General features: G+C 69.3%; 17 protein-coding genes. 6 read left to right on the top strand and 11 right to left on the bottom strand.

The annotated features are described in order from the left end of the window. Positions 1 to 28: 28 nt before the first annotated feature. The 5 genes from BR39_RS25925 to BR39_RS0121180 all read right to left on the bottom strand — a co-directional run bounded on the left by BR39_RS25925 (position 29) and on the right by BR39_RS0121180 (position 2,931). Positions 29 to 1,291, bottom strand: a complete 1,263-nt coding sequence (locus BR39_RS25925) for a calcium-binding protein (RefSeq protein WP_051696000.1) — start codon at positions 1,289 to 1,291, stop codon at positions 29 to 31. Positions 1,292 to 1,379: 88 nt separating this feature from the next. Beyond that, positions 1,380 to 1,661, bottom strand: coding sequence for a DUF5985 family protein (locus BR39_RS0121195; protein WP_029915934.1), 282 nt, complete (start codon positions 1,659 to 1,661; stop codon positions 1,380 to 1,382). Further along, positions 1,658 to 1,927, bottom strand: a complete 270-nt coding sequence (locus tag BR39_RS0121190) for a DUF5985 family protein (RefSeq protein ID WP_029915931.1) — start codon at positions 1,925 to 1,927, stop codon at positions 1,658 to 1,660. Before BR39_RS0121190 ends, BR39_RS0121195 begins: the two co-directional genes overlap by 4 nt. Beyond that, the gene (locus BR39_RS0121185) at positions 1,924 to 2,298 is read right to left on the bottom strand and encodes a hypothetical protein (RefSeq protein WP_029915928.1); all 375 of its coding nucleotides are present in this window, start codon (positions 2,296 to 2,298) and stop codon (positions 1,924 to 1,926) included. Before BR39_RS0121185 ends, BR39_RS0121190 begins: the two co-directional genes overlap by 4 nt. A 114-nt stretch (positions 2,299 to 2,412) precedes the next feature. Further along, positions 2,413 to 2,931, bottom strand: coding sequence for a PAS domain-containing protein (locus BR39_RS0121180; RefSeq protein ID WP_156035870.1), 519 nt, complete (start codon positions 2,929 to 2,931; stop codon positions 2,413 to 2,415). A gap of 366 nt (positions 2,932 to 3,297) precedes the next feature. Here BR39_RS0121180 and BR39_RS0121175 point away from each other — a divergent pair, with 366 nt between their 5' ends. Both BR39_RS0121175 and BR39_RS0121170 read left to right on the top strand, forming a co-directional pair. Continuing rightward, positions 3,298 to 3,711 (top strand): hypothetical protein, encoded by a 414-nt coding sequence (locus BR39_RS0121175; protein ID WP_051695998.1) that lies wholly within the window; start codon positions 3,298 to 3,300, stop codon positions 3,709 to 3,711. Between the two features lie 8 nt (positions 3,712 to 3,719). Beyond that, complete coding sequence (locus BR39_RS0121170; RefSeq protein WP_029915921.1) at positions 3,720 to 4,730, top strand: 2-hydroxyacid dehydrogenase; 1,011 nt, start codon at positions 3,720 to 3,722, stop codon at positions 4,728 to 4,730. Positions 4,731 to 4,734: 4 nt separating this feature from the next. Here the strand turns inward: BR39_RS0121170 and BR39_RS0121165 are convergent, their stop codons facing one another. From BR39_RS0121165 to BR39_RS0121155, 3 genes are all read right to left on the bottom strand, one after another. Further along, entirely contained in the window at positions 4,735 to 5,154 is a 420-nt protein-coding gene (locus BR39_RS0121165) for a MucR family transcriptional regulator (RefSeq protein WP_029915919.1), read from the bottom strand. 216 nt (positions 5,155 to 5,370) lie between these two features. Continuing rightward, positions 5,371 to 6,591, bottom strand: coding sequence for a DUF2336 domain-containing protein (locus tag BR39_RS0121160; RefSeq protein ID WP_029915917.1), 1,221 nt, complete (start codon positions 6,589 to 6,591; stop codon positions 5,371 to 5,373). Between the two features lie 125 nt (positions 6,592 to 6,716). Continuing rightward, positions 6,717 to 8,195, bottom strand: coding sequence for a methyl-accepting chemotaxis protein (locus tag BR39_RS0121155; protein WP_029915915.1), 1,479 nt, complete (start codon positions 8,193 to 8,195; stop codon positions 6,717 to 6,719). Positions 8,196 to 8,340: 145 nt separating this feature from the next. Between BR39_RS0121155 and BR39_RS0121150 the strand changes: the two genes are divergently transcribed. The 4 genes from BR39_RS0121150 (at position 8,341) to BR39_RS0121135 (ending at position 10,428) form a co-directional block, all read left to right on the top strand. Continuing rightward, positions 8,341 to 8,685 (top strand): helix-turn-helix transcriptional regulator, encoded by a 345-nt coding sequence (locus BR39_RS0121150; RefSeq protein ID WP_029915913.1) that lies wholly within the window; start codon positions 8,341 to 8,343, stop codon positions 8,683 to 8,685. Between the two features lie 31 nt (positions 8,686 to 8,716). After that, complete coding sequence (locus BR39_RS0121145) at positions 8,717 to 9,196, top strand: SRPBCC family protein (RefSeq protein ID WP_029915911.1); 480 nt, start codon at positions 8,717 to 8,719, stop codon at positions 9,194 to 9,196. Between the two features lie 23 nt (positions 9,197 to 9,219). After that, positions 9,220 to 9,894 carry a DNA alkylation repair protein gene (locus tag BR39_RS0121140; protein ID WP_029915909.1) on the top strand — a complete coding sequence of 225 codons (675 nt, stop codon included), beginning with the start codon at positions 9,220 to 9,222 and terminating at the stop codon, positions 9,892 to 9,894. 111 nt (positions 9,895 to 10,005) lie between these two features. Further along, positions 10,006 to 10,428, top strand: coding sequence for a hypothetical protein (locus BR39_RS0121135; RefSeq protein WP_051695997.1), 423 nt, complete (start codon positions 10,006 to 10,008; stop codon positions 10,426 to 10,428). Positions 10,429 to 10,624: 196 nt separating this feature from the next. On the opposite strand, the gene BR39_RS0121130 is transcribed toward BR39_RS0121135, so the two are convergent. From BR39_RS0121130 to BR39_RS0121120, 3 genes are all read right to left on the bottom strand, one after another. Then, positions 10,625 to 11,065 (bottom strand): AprI/Inh family metalloprotease inhibitor, encoded by a 441-nt coding sequence (locus tag BR39_RS0121130; protein ID WP_029915905.1) that lies wholly within the window; start codon positions 11,063 to 11,065, stop codon positions 10,625 to 10,627. A gap of 246 nt (positions 11,066 to 11,311) precedes the next feature. Continuing rightward, positions 11,312 to 12,343, bottom strand: a complete 1,032-nt coding sequence (locus tag BR39_RS0121125) for a hypothetical protein (RefSeq protein ID WP_197026743.1) — start codon at positions 12,341 to 12,343, stop codon at positions 11,312 to 11,314. After that, positions 12,226 to 13,146 (bottom strand): glycosyltransferase family 2 protein, encoded by a 921-nt coding sequence (locus BR39_RS0121120; RefSeq protein WP_029915900.1) that lies wholly within the window; start codon positions 13,144 to 13,146, stop codon positions 12,226 to 12,228. Before BR39_RS0121120 ends, BR39_RS0121125 begins: the two co-directional genes overlap by 118 nt. Positions 13,147 to 13,151 lie beyond the last annotated feature (5 nt).

The raw sequence follows: 13,151 nt of genomic DNA, 5'->3' as shown, positions 1-13,151 counted from the left end.
CGGGCCTGATCCGTTCAAGACCGGGACGTCAGAGGATGAGGTCGGTCACCTGGATCGGATCGGGCCCCGTCCCCGCCACGCGCGACAGAAACTCGATGCTCATGTCGGCGGCGAGGTCGGCGTCGACATTGACTTCCAGGTGCCATCCGGAAGCGTAGACCATGCGGGCCTGGCCCGCGGCGGTGAACGCCGCCTCGCCGATGAAGGTGAAGGCCTGGTTGCCGGCCACCAGCGTGTTGGCGTCCAGGATCGCCAGGTTGACCACGTCCAGGCCGCTCGTGAAGTCGACGATGACGTCCGGGGCGGCGGTCGTGGAATCCGACAGCGCCGTATACAGGAAGACGTCCCGGCCGGTCGGCGAGAAGCTGCTGTCGTCGCCGTACAGGGTGTCCTGGCCCGCGCCGCCCAGCAGGATGTCGTCGCCCGCCCCGCCGTACAGTTCGTCGACGCCCGCCCCGCCTTCCAGACGATCGTTGCCTTCCAGACCGCGAAGCTCGTCGTTGCCGTTGTCGCCGTAGAGCTTGTCCGCCCCGAGTCCGCCGTTCAGGCGATCATTCCCGTCGCCGCCGTTCAGGATGTCGTCGTCCGCCTGGCCGAAGAGCGTGTCGTTCTCGGTCCCGCCGTTCAGGGTGTCGTTTCCGGCGCCGCCCTCCAGCCGATCCTCGCCCGCCTGGCCCAGCAGCGTGTCGGCGCCGTCGTCGCCATAGAGCGTGTCGTTATCGGCGCCGCCGTACAGCTGGTCGTCGCCGGCGTCGCCATGGATGGTGTCGTTGTCGGTGTCGCCGCGCAGGATGTCCGCGCCGGCGCCGCCGAAGATCTGGTCCTCGCCGGCCCCGCCATAGACCGTGTCGTTCCCCTCGGCGGCCATGATGTAGTCAGCACCGCCCTCGCCCTTGATCGTGTCGTCGCCGTCCCCGGCGTAGAAACGGTCGTCGCCGGCGCTGCCCGTGAGCTGGTCATTGCCGTACCCGGTCGCGATGTCCAGCGCCTCGAAACCCGTGAAGGCCGCGGTGTGGCCGTTGTAGGTAAGCCGATTGCTGGTCATGATCACCGGCAGGATGTCCATGATCCAGACGTTCAGCAGGTCGAAACCCGCGCCGCCGTCGGCCCGGGCGATCGCCGCGTTGATCTGGACGCTGTCGTCGCCGTCGCCCGCGTTGACGATGTCGTCGAGGAACCTGGCGTCGATCCGGTCGCTGCCGCCCAGGCCGTTGATCGTGTTGCCGCCGGCGCTGTCGCCCGCCAGCCAAAAGGTATCATCGGCTTCGGTGCCGTTGATGACGTAACCCATGTGTAGAAATCCCCCGACGCACAAACGCAGGCCTCGACCTTGCGTTGAACGCCCGGGAATAGCAAGGCGACGCCGGCCGTCGAACGGCTCAGGCGCCGCGTCGCAGGTTCTTGGCCAGCACCGCCACGATGATCAGCACGAAGGCCGCCAGGCGGAACAGGTAGATGCCGCTGCGCTCCTCATGGGGCGTGCCCAGCAGCACCGGCAGGGCGTTGCCCGCCGCCATCAGGCCGAAGGCCGCCGAGAAGGCCAGGAACAGGCCGTCGCCGGTGCGCCGCCAGAACTTCAGGAAGAACAGACCGGCCACCAGGAACCCCGTGGCCAGGGCGCCGGCGATCAGCCCCTCGACCGGCGTGATCGGGAAGCTCATTCGTCCACCTCCCAGATGAAGCCGTACAGCAGCGTGGCGATGGCCAGGCCGGCGGTCAGCTGACGATAGGGCAAGAGGTTCACCTGGGTGATGAAGACCACCAGGTCTGCCACCAGCAGCAGGTTGTTCAGGGCCAGGAAGCCGAAGCTGATCGCGGTCCACAGGAGCAGGCGCGAGCGGCTGCGCAGCCAGGCGCGGGTCAGCAGGCCCGCGCAGGTCATGCTGGCCAGCATGCAGAGGACATAGACGACCGTCGGCCCGCTCATTGGTCTCTACCCTTGAACTTGAAGGCGTCGGCCAGGGACTGGAGGCGCTCGGCCGGGGCCGAGATCCATCGGATCACCGTGACGGGCTTGGTGCGGTAGGCGGTCTCGAGGTCGTCGCAGACCTTGGCCAGGACCGCGGCGGCCGGCTGGTAGCGGAAGCCGCCGCGATCGTCGGCCACCACCAGTCCGGCGTCCACGAAGGCGGTCAAGTTGTCGGTCACCAGGCTGTGGCTGGCCCGCAGGTCGCCGACCAGGTCCTCGATCGACCAGCAGCGCCCGGGATCGTGCTTGAGGCGCAGCAGCAGCTCCAGCGCCCAAACCGAACGCACGTGCTCGCGAATGAACTGAAAGACGTCCCGATCGACGGTCACCCGACCTCTGCCCCCGAACCTCGGCTGGAATCCCAGGCGGGACAATAGGCGGCGAGGCCGGGGGAGCAAGCTGAGCCATGGAAATCGTCGCGTGCGGGGTGCGCGGCGCAGACCTCAAGCGGCGCGGATGCCGCTCTGCTGGTCGCCGACCTGGGACCCGACCACGGCGTCGTAGCCCAGGATCATGTCGACGTCCTTGCCGTTGCGGGCCAGGGGCAGGCGCAGCCACAGGATCGACATGTGCGGCGAGCCCTTCCAGGCCAGGCTGTGCACCCCGACGCCCGGGCGGCGCTCGGTCACGACCTTGTCCAGTTCGCGGCGCCAGTATTCGACGGCGGCGGTGTTGTAGACGTCTTCCAGGGTGCGACCGGTGATCTCGCGGCCATAGACCGAGTAGAGGCCCGTGCCGGCCAGGCGCAGGCGGTAGTCGATCGCGCCGTCCCCCGCGCCATTGGGGTCGCGCTTCACGTCGATCAGGCTGACGGTGGGCAGCATCCGCTTGATGCCCGAAGGGTGCAGGTCGAGGCGCGACGGGAGGCTAGCCCCCCGACGGAGGGACGCCCAGTAGGCGAACATCTCCTGGTGAGCGCGGGCCGCCGTGGCCGATGCGCTCAGCTGCGCGTTCATCTTCAGATTCCTTACCAAGCCGTTGGAATCACGACGATTCACTATGTCTTAAGCACCGAATCGCCGCCAGCGAAAATCACGCCCTACGGCTAAGTTTGTTGAGGTGAGTCAATCCGCAAGCGAAACGTCCCGGGCAAAATCCGGATGCGAAAGCGGCGCGCGGATGGCGCAAGCGATTGTTTGAATTAGGGTTAATGAACGCTCAGACTCAAGCCGCCTCGACGCCTCCGGACGCCGCGATCGACCGCTTTCCAGGCGCCCGCGCTGCCCGTTCGCCAGGCACACGACACAACCTGGAGCATTCAATCCGCCGCCGGGGCCTCGACTGCATGCTATGATTGCGACGCATCCGACAGGGAGCCTGGACCCACCATGCGAAAGCCCGCGCCGATCATCCCCGTCCTGCTAGGGTTCGCCTTGCTGAGCCTGTCTTCGCCGGCCTTGGCTCAAGGTCCCTTCCGGACCGAGCAGGTCCGCTTCGCCAAGGGCGCGTCGTCGGCGGCCGTCAACGGCGCGATCAAGGCCGACGGCGGCGTCAGCTACGCCCTCACCGTGCGGGCCGGCCAGATGCTGAAGGTGTCGCTGCGGACCCGCAACGCCTCGGCCCGGTTCAACGTGATCGCCCCCGGCGTGGACCAGCCCCTGTTCAACGGCTCGAACGCACGCGACTATGCCGGCAAGACGCCCGTCGCCGGGGCCTACAGGATCATCGTCTACATGACCGAGGACGCCGCGATGCGGAACGAGACGGCCGACTACGTCCTGACCATCGGCGTCACCGGCTGAGCCCGCCCATGCGCGTGGCCGTCTTCTCGACCAAGCCTTATGACCGCCGCTTCCTGGACGCGGCCAATCGCGCCTTCGGCCATGACATCCGCTATTTCGAGGCCCGGCTCGACGCCAGCACGGCCGCCCTGGCCGAGGGCTTTCCCGCCGTCTGCGTGTTCGTGAACGACCGGTTGGACGCGGCCGTCCTGGAGGCCCTGGCCAAAGGCGGCGCGCGCCTCGTGGCCCTGCGCTGCGCGGGCTACAACAATGTCGACCTGGAGGCGGCCGAGCGACGGGGCGTCTCCGTCGTCCGCGTGCCCGCCTATTCGCCCGAAGCGGTGGCGGAGTTCACGATCGGCCTGATCCTGGCCCTGGACCGCAACATCCCGCGCGCCTGGACCCGGGTCCGCGACAACAACTTCGCCCTGGACGGCCTGATCGGCCGCAACCTCTCGGGCCGCACGGCGGGCGTGGTCGGCACGGGCCGCATCGGCGCCCTGGTCGCCCGCACCCTGCGGCTGGGCTTCGGCTGCGAGGTGCTGGCCAGCGACCTGGTCGAGGATCCCGAGCTTGTCGCGATCGGGGTGCGCTACGCACCGGTCGACCAGGTGCTGCGCGAAGCCGACCTGATCACCCTGCACTGCCCGCTGACGCCCGGCACCCGCCACCTGATCGACCGCGACCGCCTGGCGGCCGCGCGGCCGGGCGTGATGATCGTCAACACCAGCCGCGGCGCGCTGATCGACACGGCGGCCCTGATCGGCGGCCTGAAGTCGGGCAAGGTCGGCAGCGTCGCCCTGGACGTCTACGAACAGGAGGCGGACCTGTTCTTCGAGGACCTCTCGAACGAGATCGTCCAGGACGACGTCTTCCAGCGCCTGCTGACGTTCCCCAACGTGCTGATCACGGGACACCAGGCCTTCCTGACCGAGGAGGCCCTGTCGGCGATCGCCGAGACCACCCTGGGCAGCCTGGCGGACGCCGAAGCCGGCCGGGCGCTGACCTGTCAGATCACCGCCCGGTCGGTTCGCGGATAAGCGGCTAGGCGCGCCCGCGGCGCGCCGGTTTCCGGCCGCCCTGCCCCAGGCCCATCTGCTTGGCCAGGTCTGAACGCGCCTGGGCGTAGTTCGGCGCGACCATCGGATAGTCCTTCGGCAGGTCCCAGCGGGCCCGGTACTGCTCGGGGCTCAGGTCGTACTTGGTGCGCAGGTGGCGCTTGAGCGACTTGAACTTCCGGCCGTCCTCCAGACAGATCAGATAGTCCGGCGTGATCGAACGCCGCACCGAAACGGCCGGCTCGCGCCCGACATCGGCCGTCTCGGCCTTGCCTCCCACGTTCGACAGAGCCTGGTGCACGCTGCGGATCAGGCCCGGCACGTCGGCCGCCGCGATGGTGTTACCGCCCACATAGGCGGCGACCACTCCGGCCGTGACTTCAATGAGGTCGGACTCTCTGTCCATCTTCTTGTCGCTCCCCCGACTCATACTGGTCCCCCAGGAACCAATGCAGTCTTGGATAGCAGATTATTACACGCGAGCAACATAGACGTGCGGGTATCTACGGTTCTGCGGCGCGTGTGGACTGGTATGACCAATCGCCGACACAGCCTTCAGTTGTCAGAAATCTCTATTCCTGACAGACCATAGTCGCTGAACACACTCAGCGACTACGGTCGATTAGCGTGCGAAATCTCGGGAAAGCGCCAACATGGCCGCCCGCTGAGGCACCGAATACTCGTCCACGGCGGCCTCGTCGCCCTCGCGGATGGCCTTCAGGAGCGCCGGGGTCATGGCCGATGACAGCGACCAGTTCCAGTAGCGCAGCATGGTCTGGGCGCGGTCCACGGCGATGGTGTCGAAGGCCGTCAGCACGCGCTCCAGCGCCGGCGCCACGGCGCCCGAAGCGTCGGTGTCGGGCCGGCGAAGCCCCCGCCACAAAGCCCGCACGGCGCCGCGCGGCAGGCCCGTGGCCTTGCACAGGATCGCCAGCGGCTCGCCGCCCGGATCGGTGAAGATCTTGGCCCCGGTCATCGGCTTGAGGCCCGACAGGTACGAAATCTCCTCGGCCGTTTCACGCGTCATGCCGTTCTGGGCCGCGGCGACCGCGTCCTCCAGGCTGTCGTAGGGGCTCTTGTCGATGGCGGCGCGATTTCGCTGACGCCGTTCGATGAACTGAAGCGCCTTTCGCGACAGCGGGTCCTGCCAGCCCTCGGCCGAGGCCAGGGGGAAGACGTCGCCCACGGCGTCTTGAAGAATCTCGCGCGACACGGCGAACCGCTGCAGGATCGTCCGCCGCGCCTCGGCGTCCGACCACCAGAACATCACATAGGCGTGGCTGGGCCGTAGCTCGGCGCGCTTGAGCAGCAGCGGGATCAGCTGCGGATTGTCGCGCGTGGCCGCAACGATGTTCTCCAGCCCCTGGTGGCTGAAGCGCGCCAGGTCGTTCTTCAGCAGGACCTCGGTGACCCCCGTCTCGTCCATGTCGACCAGGGCGTCGGCCACCACCTCGCTGACCCCGCGCCGCTGGGCGATCAGCCGGCGATGGTCCTGGGTGCTGTTGTAGAGGCAGCTGATCAGGTCGGCGTCGCTGAGCACGGGCGAGTGCTCCAGCAGGGCGCGGGCCACCGGCAGCTCGTCGCGCAGCAGCAGGCGGACCAGGACGCCGGGCATTTCGGTCAGGTTGGCCAGGCGGCGGGCCACCTTCTCGCGCTCGCCCACCACCGCGTCGCGCAGCATCTCGACCAGCAGGTCGGCGGTCATGGCGCGTTCGAAGGCGTTGATGCGGCTGGCGGGCAGGCAGACCACGTCGGCCAGGCGCTTGAGCAGGGCGGCGCGCGAGCGCGGCGTGGCGGCCTGCTCGGGCTCGGGACGGGCGAAGGGGGCGGCGAAATCGTTCATGGTCGTCCTGACGGCGGGCCCGTCGTGCTCAAACCTAGACCTGAACGCCCTTAACGGCGGATGAGCGGCCTAGTCTTATCCCAACTCGGCCGTTCGCCCAAAAGGCGAGCGCACCGGAGCCCTCACTACCCGCCCGGACGCGAGCGCGGCTCGATCTTCAGAGCGTTGGCGCCCTGCACGTAGCGGTCGCGGAAGGCTTCGCGGCGCGGGGCGGCCGGGACTTCGCGGCGCGTCTCGTGACGGGGACGGTATTCGTGGATCTGGGCGCCGACCTGGAAGCCGTCCAGCAGCCGCTCCAGTTCCTCGACCTCGGCGGCCAGGGCGCCGGCGGCCGCGGCCGACTGCTCGACCATGGCGCCGTTCTGGTGGATCACCTGGCCCATCTGGTTGACCGCGGCGTTGACCTCGGCCAGGCCGCCGGCCTGCTCCTTGGACGAGGCGGCGATCTCGCCGACCAGGTCGTTGATCTCGATCACCTGGCCCAGGATCTGGTCCAGGGTCTGACCGGTCTCGCCGACCAGCTTGACGCCCTTGTCGACCTGTTCGCTGGAGGCGCGGATCAGGCCCTTGATCTCCTTGGCGGCGTCGGCCGAGCGCTGGGCCAGGGCCCGCACTTCCTGCGCCACCACCGCGAAACCGCGGCCGGCGTCGCCGGCGCGAGCGGCTTCAACACCCGCGTTCAGGGCCAGCAGGTTGGTCTGGAAGGCGATCTCGTCGATGACGCCGATGATCTGGGTGATCGACTGCGAGGACTTCTCGATGCCGCCCATGGCCTCGACGGCCTCGCGCACCACCTGGCCGCTCTTCTCGGCGTTGGACTTGGCGCTCTGGGTCACGCCGCGCGCCTTCTCGGCGTTGTCCGAGCTCTTGGTCACGGTGGCGGTGATCTGGTCGAGGGCGGCGGCGGTGCGCTCCAGGCCTGCGGCTTGCCGCTCCGTACGTTGCGCCAGGTCCTCGGCGGCGGTCGCGATGTCGCCGCAGCCGGCGCTGAGGCCGCGGGCGGTGTTCAGGATGCCGGCCAGGGTCTGCTGCAGGTTGTCGACGGCGGCGTTGAAGTCGCTGGGGATCTGCCGAGCCTCGGCGGGGAAGGCGTCTTCGCGCACGCGCGCGATCAGGTCGCCCTGGGCCAGCTTCTCGACGCCCTGCCCCATGGCGTTCAGCGCGGTCAGCTGGGTGCGGGCGTAGGTCTCCAGGTCCTGGGTCCGCTTCTGCTGTTCGGCGTCGGCGACAGCGCGCTGGGCGTCCTCGGCGGCGCGGGCCGCCTGCTCGCCGGCCAGCCTGCGCTGGACGCCGTCCAGGCCCTTGGCCAGGTCGCGGACCTGCGCGTCGTCGGTGTCGGGCGAGGCCAGCGGGCGGTCGTACTGGCCCGCGCCCAGGGCGTCGACCGAGCGGCCCAGGCCATCCAGGGCGCGACGCGTAGCGTCACTCCAAGCCAAGAGCCCGATGATCAGGGTCGCGACCAGCGTGGCCATGCCGGCCATGCTGAACGGCGAGACCAGGCCCGGTCCGCCGAACGCCGCCCAGCCCAGCTGGCCCAGGCCCGCGATCAGGCCGAGGACGACGATCAGCCTCCAACCCAGAGGCAGCCGATTGAACCCGCTCATGCTCTCGAATCTCCACGGCCCAGCAGGCCTGGACCGAGAAATGGCGACTGAGTCCTAACGGCTCATTAACCATACCGGAGCCGCGACATTTTGGCGGGGATTGACGGCTGCCTCGATTGAATATAACCATTTAGTTATGGAACTGATGAGTTATGGAAACCCGGCGACGCTGGACGCCACCTTCGCCGCCCTGGCCGATCCGACCCGGCGCGCCATCCTGGCGCGGCTGGCCGACGGCGAGGCCTCGGTCGGCGAACTGGCCGCGCCGTTCTCGATGAGCCAGCCGGCGATCTCCAAGCACCTGAAGGTGCTGGAGAAGGCCGGACTGGTCTCGCGGGGCCGCGACGCCCAGCGCCGTCCGGTGCGGGTCGAGGAAAAGCCCCTGGCCGAGGCCACCGCCTGGCTGGAAGCCTACCGCCGGACGCTGGAGGCCAACTTCCAGCGCCTGGACGCCCTGCTCGACGAACTGAAATCCACCCAGGGGCGCTGAAGCGCCCTCCCTGTTCAGAAGGAAACGGACCATGGCCCAAGACAAGCTGACCTTCGTCACTGCTGGCGATCGCGAGGTGGTGTTCACCCGCGCCTTCGCCGCGTCGCGCGAGATGATCTTCGACTGCCTGACCAAGCCGGAGCTGGTGAAGCGCTGGCTGCTGGGCCCGCCGGGCTGGACCATGCCGGTCTGCGAGATCGACCTGCGGGTGGGCGGCAAGTTCCGCTATGTCTGGCGCAACGAGGACGGCCGCGACATGGGCATGGCCGGCGTCTATCGCGAGATCGCCGCGCCGGAGCGGATCGTCCACAACGAGGCGTTCGACGACAACTGGACCGGCGGCGAGACCACGGTCACCTCCACCCTGAGCGAGGCCGGCGGCCGCACCATCCTGACCACCTCGGTGATCTACGCCAACGAACAGGCGCGCCAGGGCGCCCTGGTCAGCGGCATGACCGACGGCATGGAGTACGGCTACAGCCGTCTCGACGCCCTGCTCGAAACCGTCTGACCGCGGCAACCAGGGGACAGGCCATGGATCAGCGCCTCGCCGACGCCATGGCCGCCCTGCGGTCTGCGGCCACCGCCCACGACCTGGCCAATCTGAACCGGTTCGGCATCGTCGCGCCCACCGCCCTGGGGGTGTCGATGGCCAACTTGCAGAAGATCGCCAAGCGCCTGGACCGCGACCACGACCTGGCCGCCGCCCTGTGGGCCACCGGGGTCTACGAGGCGCGGATGCTGGCCTGCCTGGTCGACGACGTCGAGCAGGTGACGCCCCAGCAGATGGACGCCTGGCGGGCCGGGTTCGACAACTGGGCGATCGTCGACACCGCCTGCTTCAAACTGTTCGACCGCTCGCCCCACGCCTGGGCCAGGATCGCCGCCTGGGCCCCGTTGAACGACGAGTTCGGCCGCCGGGCCGCCTTCGCCCTGCTGGCCTGCCTGGCCCTGCACGGCAAGGACCGCGACGACCAGCCGTTCCTGGACGGCCTGGCGCTGATCGAACGCGCGGCCGGCGATGATCGGAACTTCGTCAAGAAGGCCGTGAACTGGGCGCTGCGGGCGATCGGACTGCGCGAGAGTCCGGTCCTGAAAGCCGCCGCGCTCGAGACCGCCCGCCGCCTGGCCGCCTCGCCCGAGGCCTCGGCGCGGTGGATCGGCAAGGACGCCATGCGGGCGCTGGAGAAGGCGGCGGCGCGGCCCTGATCCGGCCGTTCGCAGCCGCTCCACCGCGCTTCGAAGAAAATCCGACCCGGCGATGTCGTGCCGGGCCCTACCCAAACGTCTTTCCTTCAACAGCTCCCAAGGAGACCGTCGATGAGTGAGCTTGCCCTGCGTACCTCGCCCCTGAGCATCGGCCGGAGCGTGCTGGCCGTGATCGCCGGCTTCCTGGTCGTGGTCGTGCTGTCCACCGCCACCGACGCGGTGCTGCACGCCGCCAAGGTCTATCCGCCGCCGGAACAGGGGATGCACGATCCGCTACTGAACCTGCTGGCCCTGGCCTATCGCAGCGTCTTCACCCTGCTCGGTGGCTGGATCACCGCCAGGCTGGCGCCCAACACCCCGCTGCGCCACGCCTTCATCCTGAGCGTGCTGGGCCTGATCGCCGGTACGGCGGGGGTGATCGCCACCTGGAACCTGGGCCTGGGGCCGCACTGGTACCCGATCCTGCTGGCCGTCACCGGCCTGCCGCTGTGCTGGATCGGCGGCTGGCTGGCCGTGCGGGGGCGAGCGCGATGAGGCTCTCGCGAGGCGGATGGGGCGTGGTGGCGGAGGTCGCAGCCACGCGCCTGCCCCAGTCCGCTCCACCTGTTGTCATCCCGGAAGCGCGCAGCGCTGTCCGGGACCCAGGGGCCGGCGCACTGCGGGTTGCCCTGGGCCCCGGCTCTCCGCTCCGCTACGGCCGGGATGACAACCTCATGGAACATTGAAGACCCTACTTGCCGACGCCCACCTTCGTCGCCTTCTGCAGCAGCAGCCGCTCCCAGTCGCTGCCCTCGGTGGCCCAGACGTCGTCGTCCAGCTTGTGGAACACATAGACGCTGCGCCGCGTGGCGTCGGCCATGACGATGTCGCCGTTCTGGCCCACTCGCCAGGCGTAGAGGTCGTCCCAGCGGGGAACCGCGTCCTTGCAGGCCTTCGGCGCCACCAACTGGAAACCGCCGATCACCCCGGCCGCATTGAACCGGACCGTGCAGACGTCGGCCCCCTCCCCGTCCTTGCCGACGCTCCAGGCGCCGACATAGGCCTTCGGACCGCTGGACAGGGCGTCGTCGGCCGCCTTGGGCGGGGGCTTGGCGGGCTTGAACGGGGCGGCGTGGGCTGAAGGCGCGAAGGATACGGTCGCCAACACGGCGAGCAACAGGATCGGACGCATTGGAGCCCCTCCGTTTTCCGGATCGGACCACGCGGAGCGATGCACGTCCAGCGCGAGGCGCGCTTTTTACTCCCCTTTTCAGCCGTCATCCCGGGCCTTGTGCCCGAGACCCCTGCTTCAGTTCGCACGTGAAGCGCAAGCGGTTCGATAGCGAACCGCCCCACTCGCACTTGCGGGGGACAGAGGGGTCCCGGGCACAAGGCCCGGGATGACGGCCCATAGAAAAGCTAAGGGAAATGCGCGAGCTCAGCCCCGCTCGACCAGCACCCCCGGCCGCGCCGCATCCAGCCCGAACGTCACCGGCAAATGCCGCACGTGCGGGGTCTGCAGGTTCAGGGCCTTGGCCCCGCGCGCCACGGCCAGCTTGCCCAGGGCCGTCGGGCCGAAGCCGTCCTGGATGCGCGGCCGGGCGCCCAGCCGCCGGCGCAGCACGCCGTTGGCGTAGATGACGTTGGCCCGCATCAGGGCCGGCGGCGTCATGAATTCGATCGAGATCGAGACGTTCAGCATCGGGCCGTTCTCGATCCGGTGCGGAGCGTTCTGCCGCCAGGTGACCATGGTCCCGGGCGTCAGGTCATAGGCCTGGGCGCCCGCGTCCCAGGCGGGATCGAAGGCGAACTGCTCGGCCGTCTCCTTCAAGACGATCTTCTCCAGCGCCAGTTCGCCCACATAGGGATCGGCGACCGGATAGACCCAGACCTTCTTCTGTCCGCGGATCTGCCACAGCGAAACCAGCGGCACGTCCAGGTGATAGAAGACCTGGGCGTTTGCGCTGCTGATCAGCATGCCCAGGTCGCGCTTGAAGGTCTTCAGGCCCGGCGCGCGGGCCTCCTTCTCGGCGAAGATCTCGTCGCAGAGGGCGGCATATTCGGGAACGAAGTCGTTGGTCTTGCGCAGGTTCAGCCAGATGCGGCCGGCCTTGGCGGCCTCCAGCAGCTGGTCGCCGGTCAGGTTGCCCGCCGCGCCCTTGCGCCAGGTGGTCCAGGCCTTGGGGTCCTCCCCCATGGTGAAGACGCCCAGGTGCTCGCGCGGATACTGGTCCAGCAGGCGCGCCAGGCCCTCGTCGTCGAACATCGGCCGCTCGTGCAGGCCGTGCTGGAACACCAGGTTCTCGCGGCCGAACGCCTTGGCCTTGTCGTCGGTCCAGTCGCTGATGATGCTCACGACGCGGTCCTTCCGTAGAAGTGGATCTTGAACGGGCCCCACCACAGGGTCTTGCCCAGGCCGCGGGCGGCGCGGTCCAGCCACTCGGCGCGGTCGCCCGCCCGGGTCAGCCACTTGAAGCCGGCCACCAGGCCGAACAGCGCGCTCTGCACGACCCCGACCGCCATCCAGCGGGCCACGCCCACGCGGTCGGGCGGGACGGCGGCGGCGCAGTGCGAGGTCGGGCCCTGGCCGTAGGCGAAGGCGCGGCGGATCGTGTAGTCCAGGCTGAGGCGATCGGGCACGGGGTCTTCCCAGACCCAGGCCGCCGGCTCCCAGGCGAAGCGCGCCCCGCCGGCCTTCATGTGGCCGAACAGCATGTCGTCCTCGCCGCCGATGTGGTTGCGCTCCACGGCGAAGGGCGCGAGCGGGTCGGGCAAGGCGGCGCGGCGCAGCAGGCTGTCGCCGCAGCCGTAATAGTGGTCGATGATCCCGGCCTCGGCGGGACCCAGGCGCGAGAAGAAGCGCTCCAGATAGTCGCGATGGGCGGTGACGCTGGCCGGGGCGCGGGCCCGGACCGGGCCGAACACGACGTCGGCCTGGTAGCGCGCCTGGGCCGCCAGCAGGGCCGCCAGCCAGCCGGCCGGCGCCTCCTCGTCGTCGTCCAGGAAGGCGATCAGGTCGCCGGACGCCTTGGCCATGCCGGCGTTGCGGGCGTGGGCCACGCCGGGGCGCGGCTCGTGGACATAGTGGACCGGAAACGGCGCCTGCCCGGCCAGTTCGGCGACGGTCCCTTGCGCCGACGGCGCCTGGTCGTTGTCCACGACCACCAGCTCCAGGCCGGCGAAATCGACGCCTTCCTGGGCGCACACCGAACGGACCGCGACGGCCAGGCCGTGCGGACGCCGCTGGGTGGGGATCATGACCGTGACGCGCATGCGGA

This window comes from Caulobacter sp. UNC358MFTsu5.1 (genome assembly GCF_000712075.1).
Lineage (GTDB): Bacteria > Pseudomonadota > Alphaproteobacteria > Caulobacterales > Caulobacteraceae > Caulobacter.
Note: the sequence above shows the minus strand (reverse complement) of the source record. Positions and strands in the feature narration are given on the sequence as shown.

Excerpts from the sequence above, each read along its gene's own strand:
- BR39_RS25925 (WP_051696000.1), bottom strand. The coding sequence starts at position 1,291 with ATGGGTTACGTCATCAACGGCACCGAAGCCGATGATACCTTTTGGCTG.
- BR39_RS0121195 (WP_029915934.1), bottom strand. The coding sequence starts at position 1,661 with ATGAGCTTCCCGATCACGCCGGTCGAGGGGCTGATCGCCGGCGCCCTG.
- BR39_RS0121190 (WP_029915931.1), bottom strand. The coding sequence starts at position 1,927 with ATGAGCGGGCCGACGGTCGTCTATGTCCTCTGCATGCTGGCCAGCATG.
- BR39_RS0121175 (WP_051695998.1), top strand. The coding sequence starts at position 3,298 with ATGCGAAAGCCCGCGCCGATCATCCCCGTCCTGCTAGGGTTCGCCTTG.
- BR39_RS0121170 (WP_029915921.1), top strand. The coding sequence starts at position 3,720 with ATGCGCGTGGCCGTCTTCTCGACCAAGCCTTATGACCGCCGCTTCCTG.
- BR39_RS0121165 (WP_029915919.1), bottom strand. The coding sequence starts at position 5,154 with ATGGACAGAGAGTCCGACCTCATTGAAGTCACGGCCGGAGTGGTCGCC.
- BR39_RS0121160 (WP_029915917.1), bottom strand. The coding sequence starts at position 6,591 with ATGAACGATTTCGCCGCCCCCTTCGCCCGTCCCGAGCCCGAGCAGGCC.
- BR39_RS0121155 (WP_029915915.1), bottom strand. The coding sequence starts at position 8,195 with ATGAGCGGGTTCAATCGGCTGCCTCTGGGTTGGAGGCTGATCGTCGTC.
- BR39_RS0121150 (WP_029915913.1), top strand. The coding sequence starts at position 8,341 with ATGAGTTATGGAAACCCGGCGACGCTGGACGCCACCTTCGCCGCCCTG.
- BR39_RS0121145 (WP_029915911.1), top strand. The coding sequence starts at position 8,717 with ATGGCCCAAGACAAGCTGACCTTCGTCACTGCTGGCGATCGCGAGGTG.
- BR39_RS0121140 (WP_029915909.1), top strand. The coding sequence starts at position 9,220 with ATGGATCAGCGCCTCGCCGACGCCATGGCCGCCCTGCGGTCTGCGGCC.
- BR39_RS0121135 (WP_051695997.1), top strand. The coding sequence starts at position 10,006 with ATGAGTGAGCTTGCCCTGCGTACCTCGCCCCTGAGCATCGGCCGGAGC.
- BR39_RS0121130 (WP_029915905.1), bottom strand. The coding sequence starts at position 11,065 with ATGCGTCCGATCCTGTTGCTCGCCGTGTTGGCGACCGTATCCTTCGCG.
- BR39_RS0121120 (WP_029915900.1), bottom strand. The coding sequence starts at position 13,146 with ATGCGCGTCACGGTCATGATCCCCACCCAGCGGCGTCCGCACGGCCTG.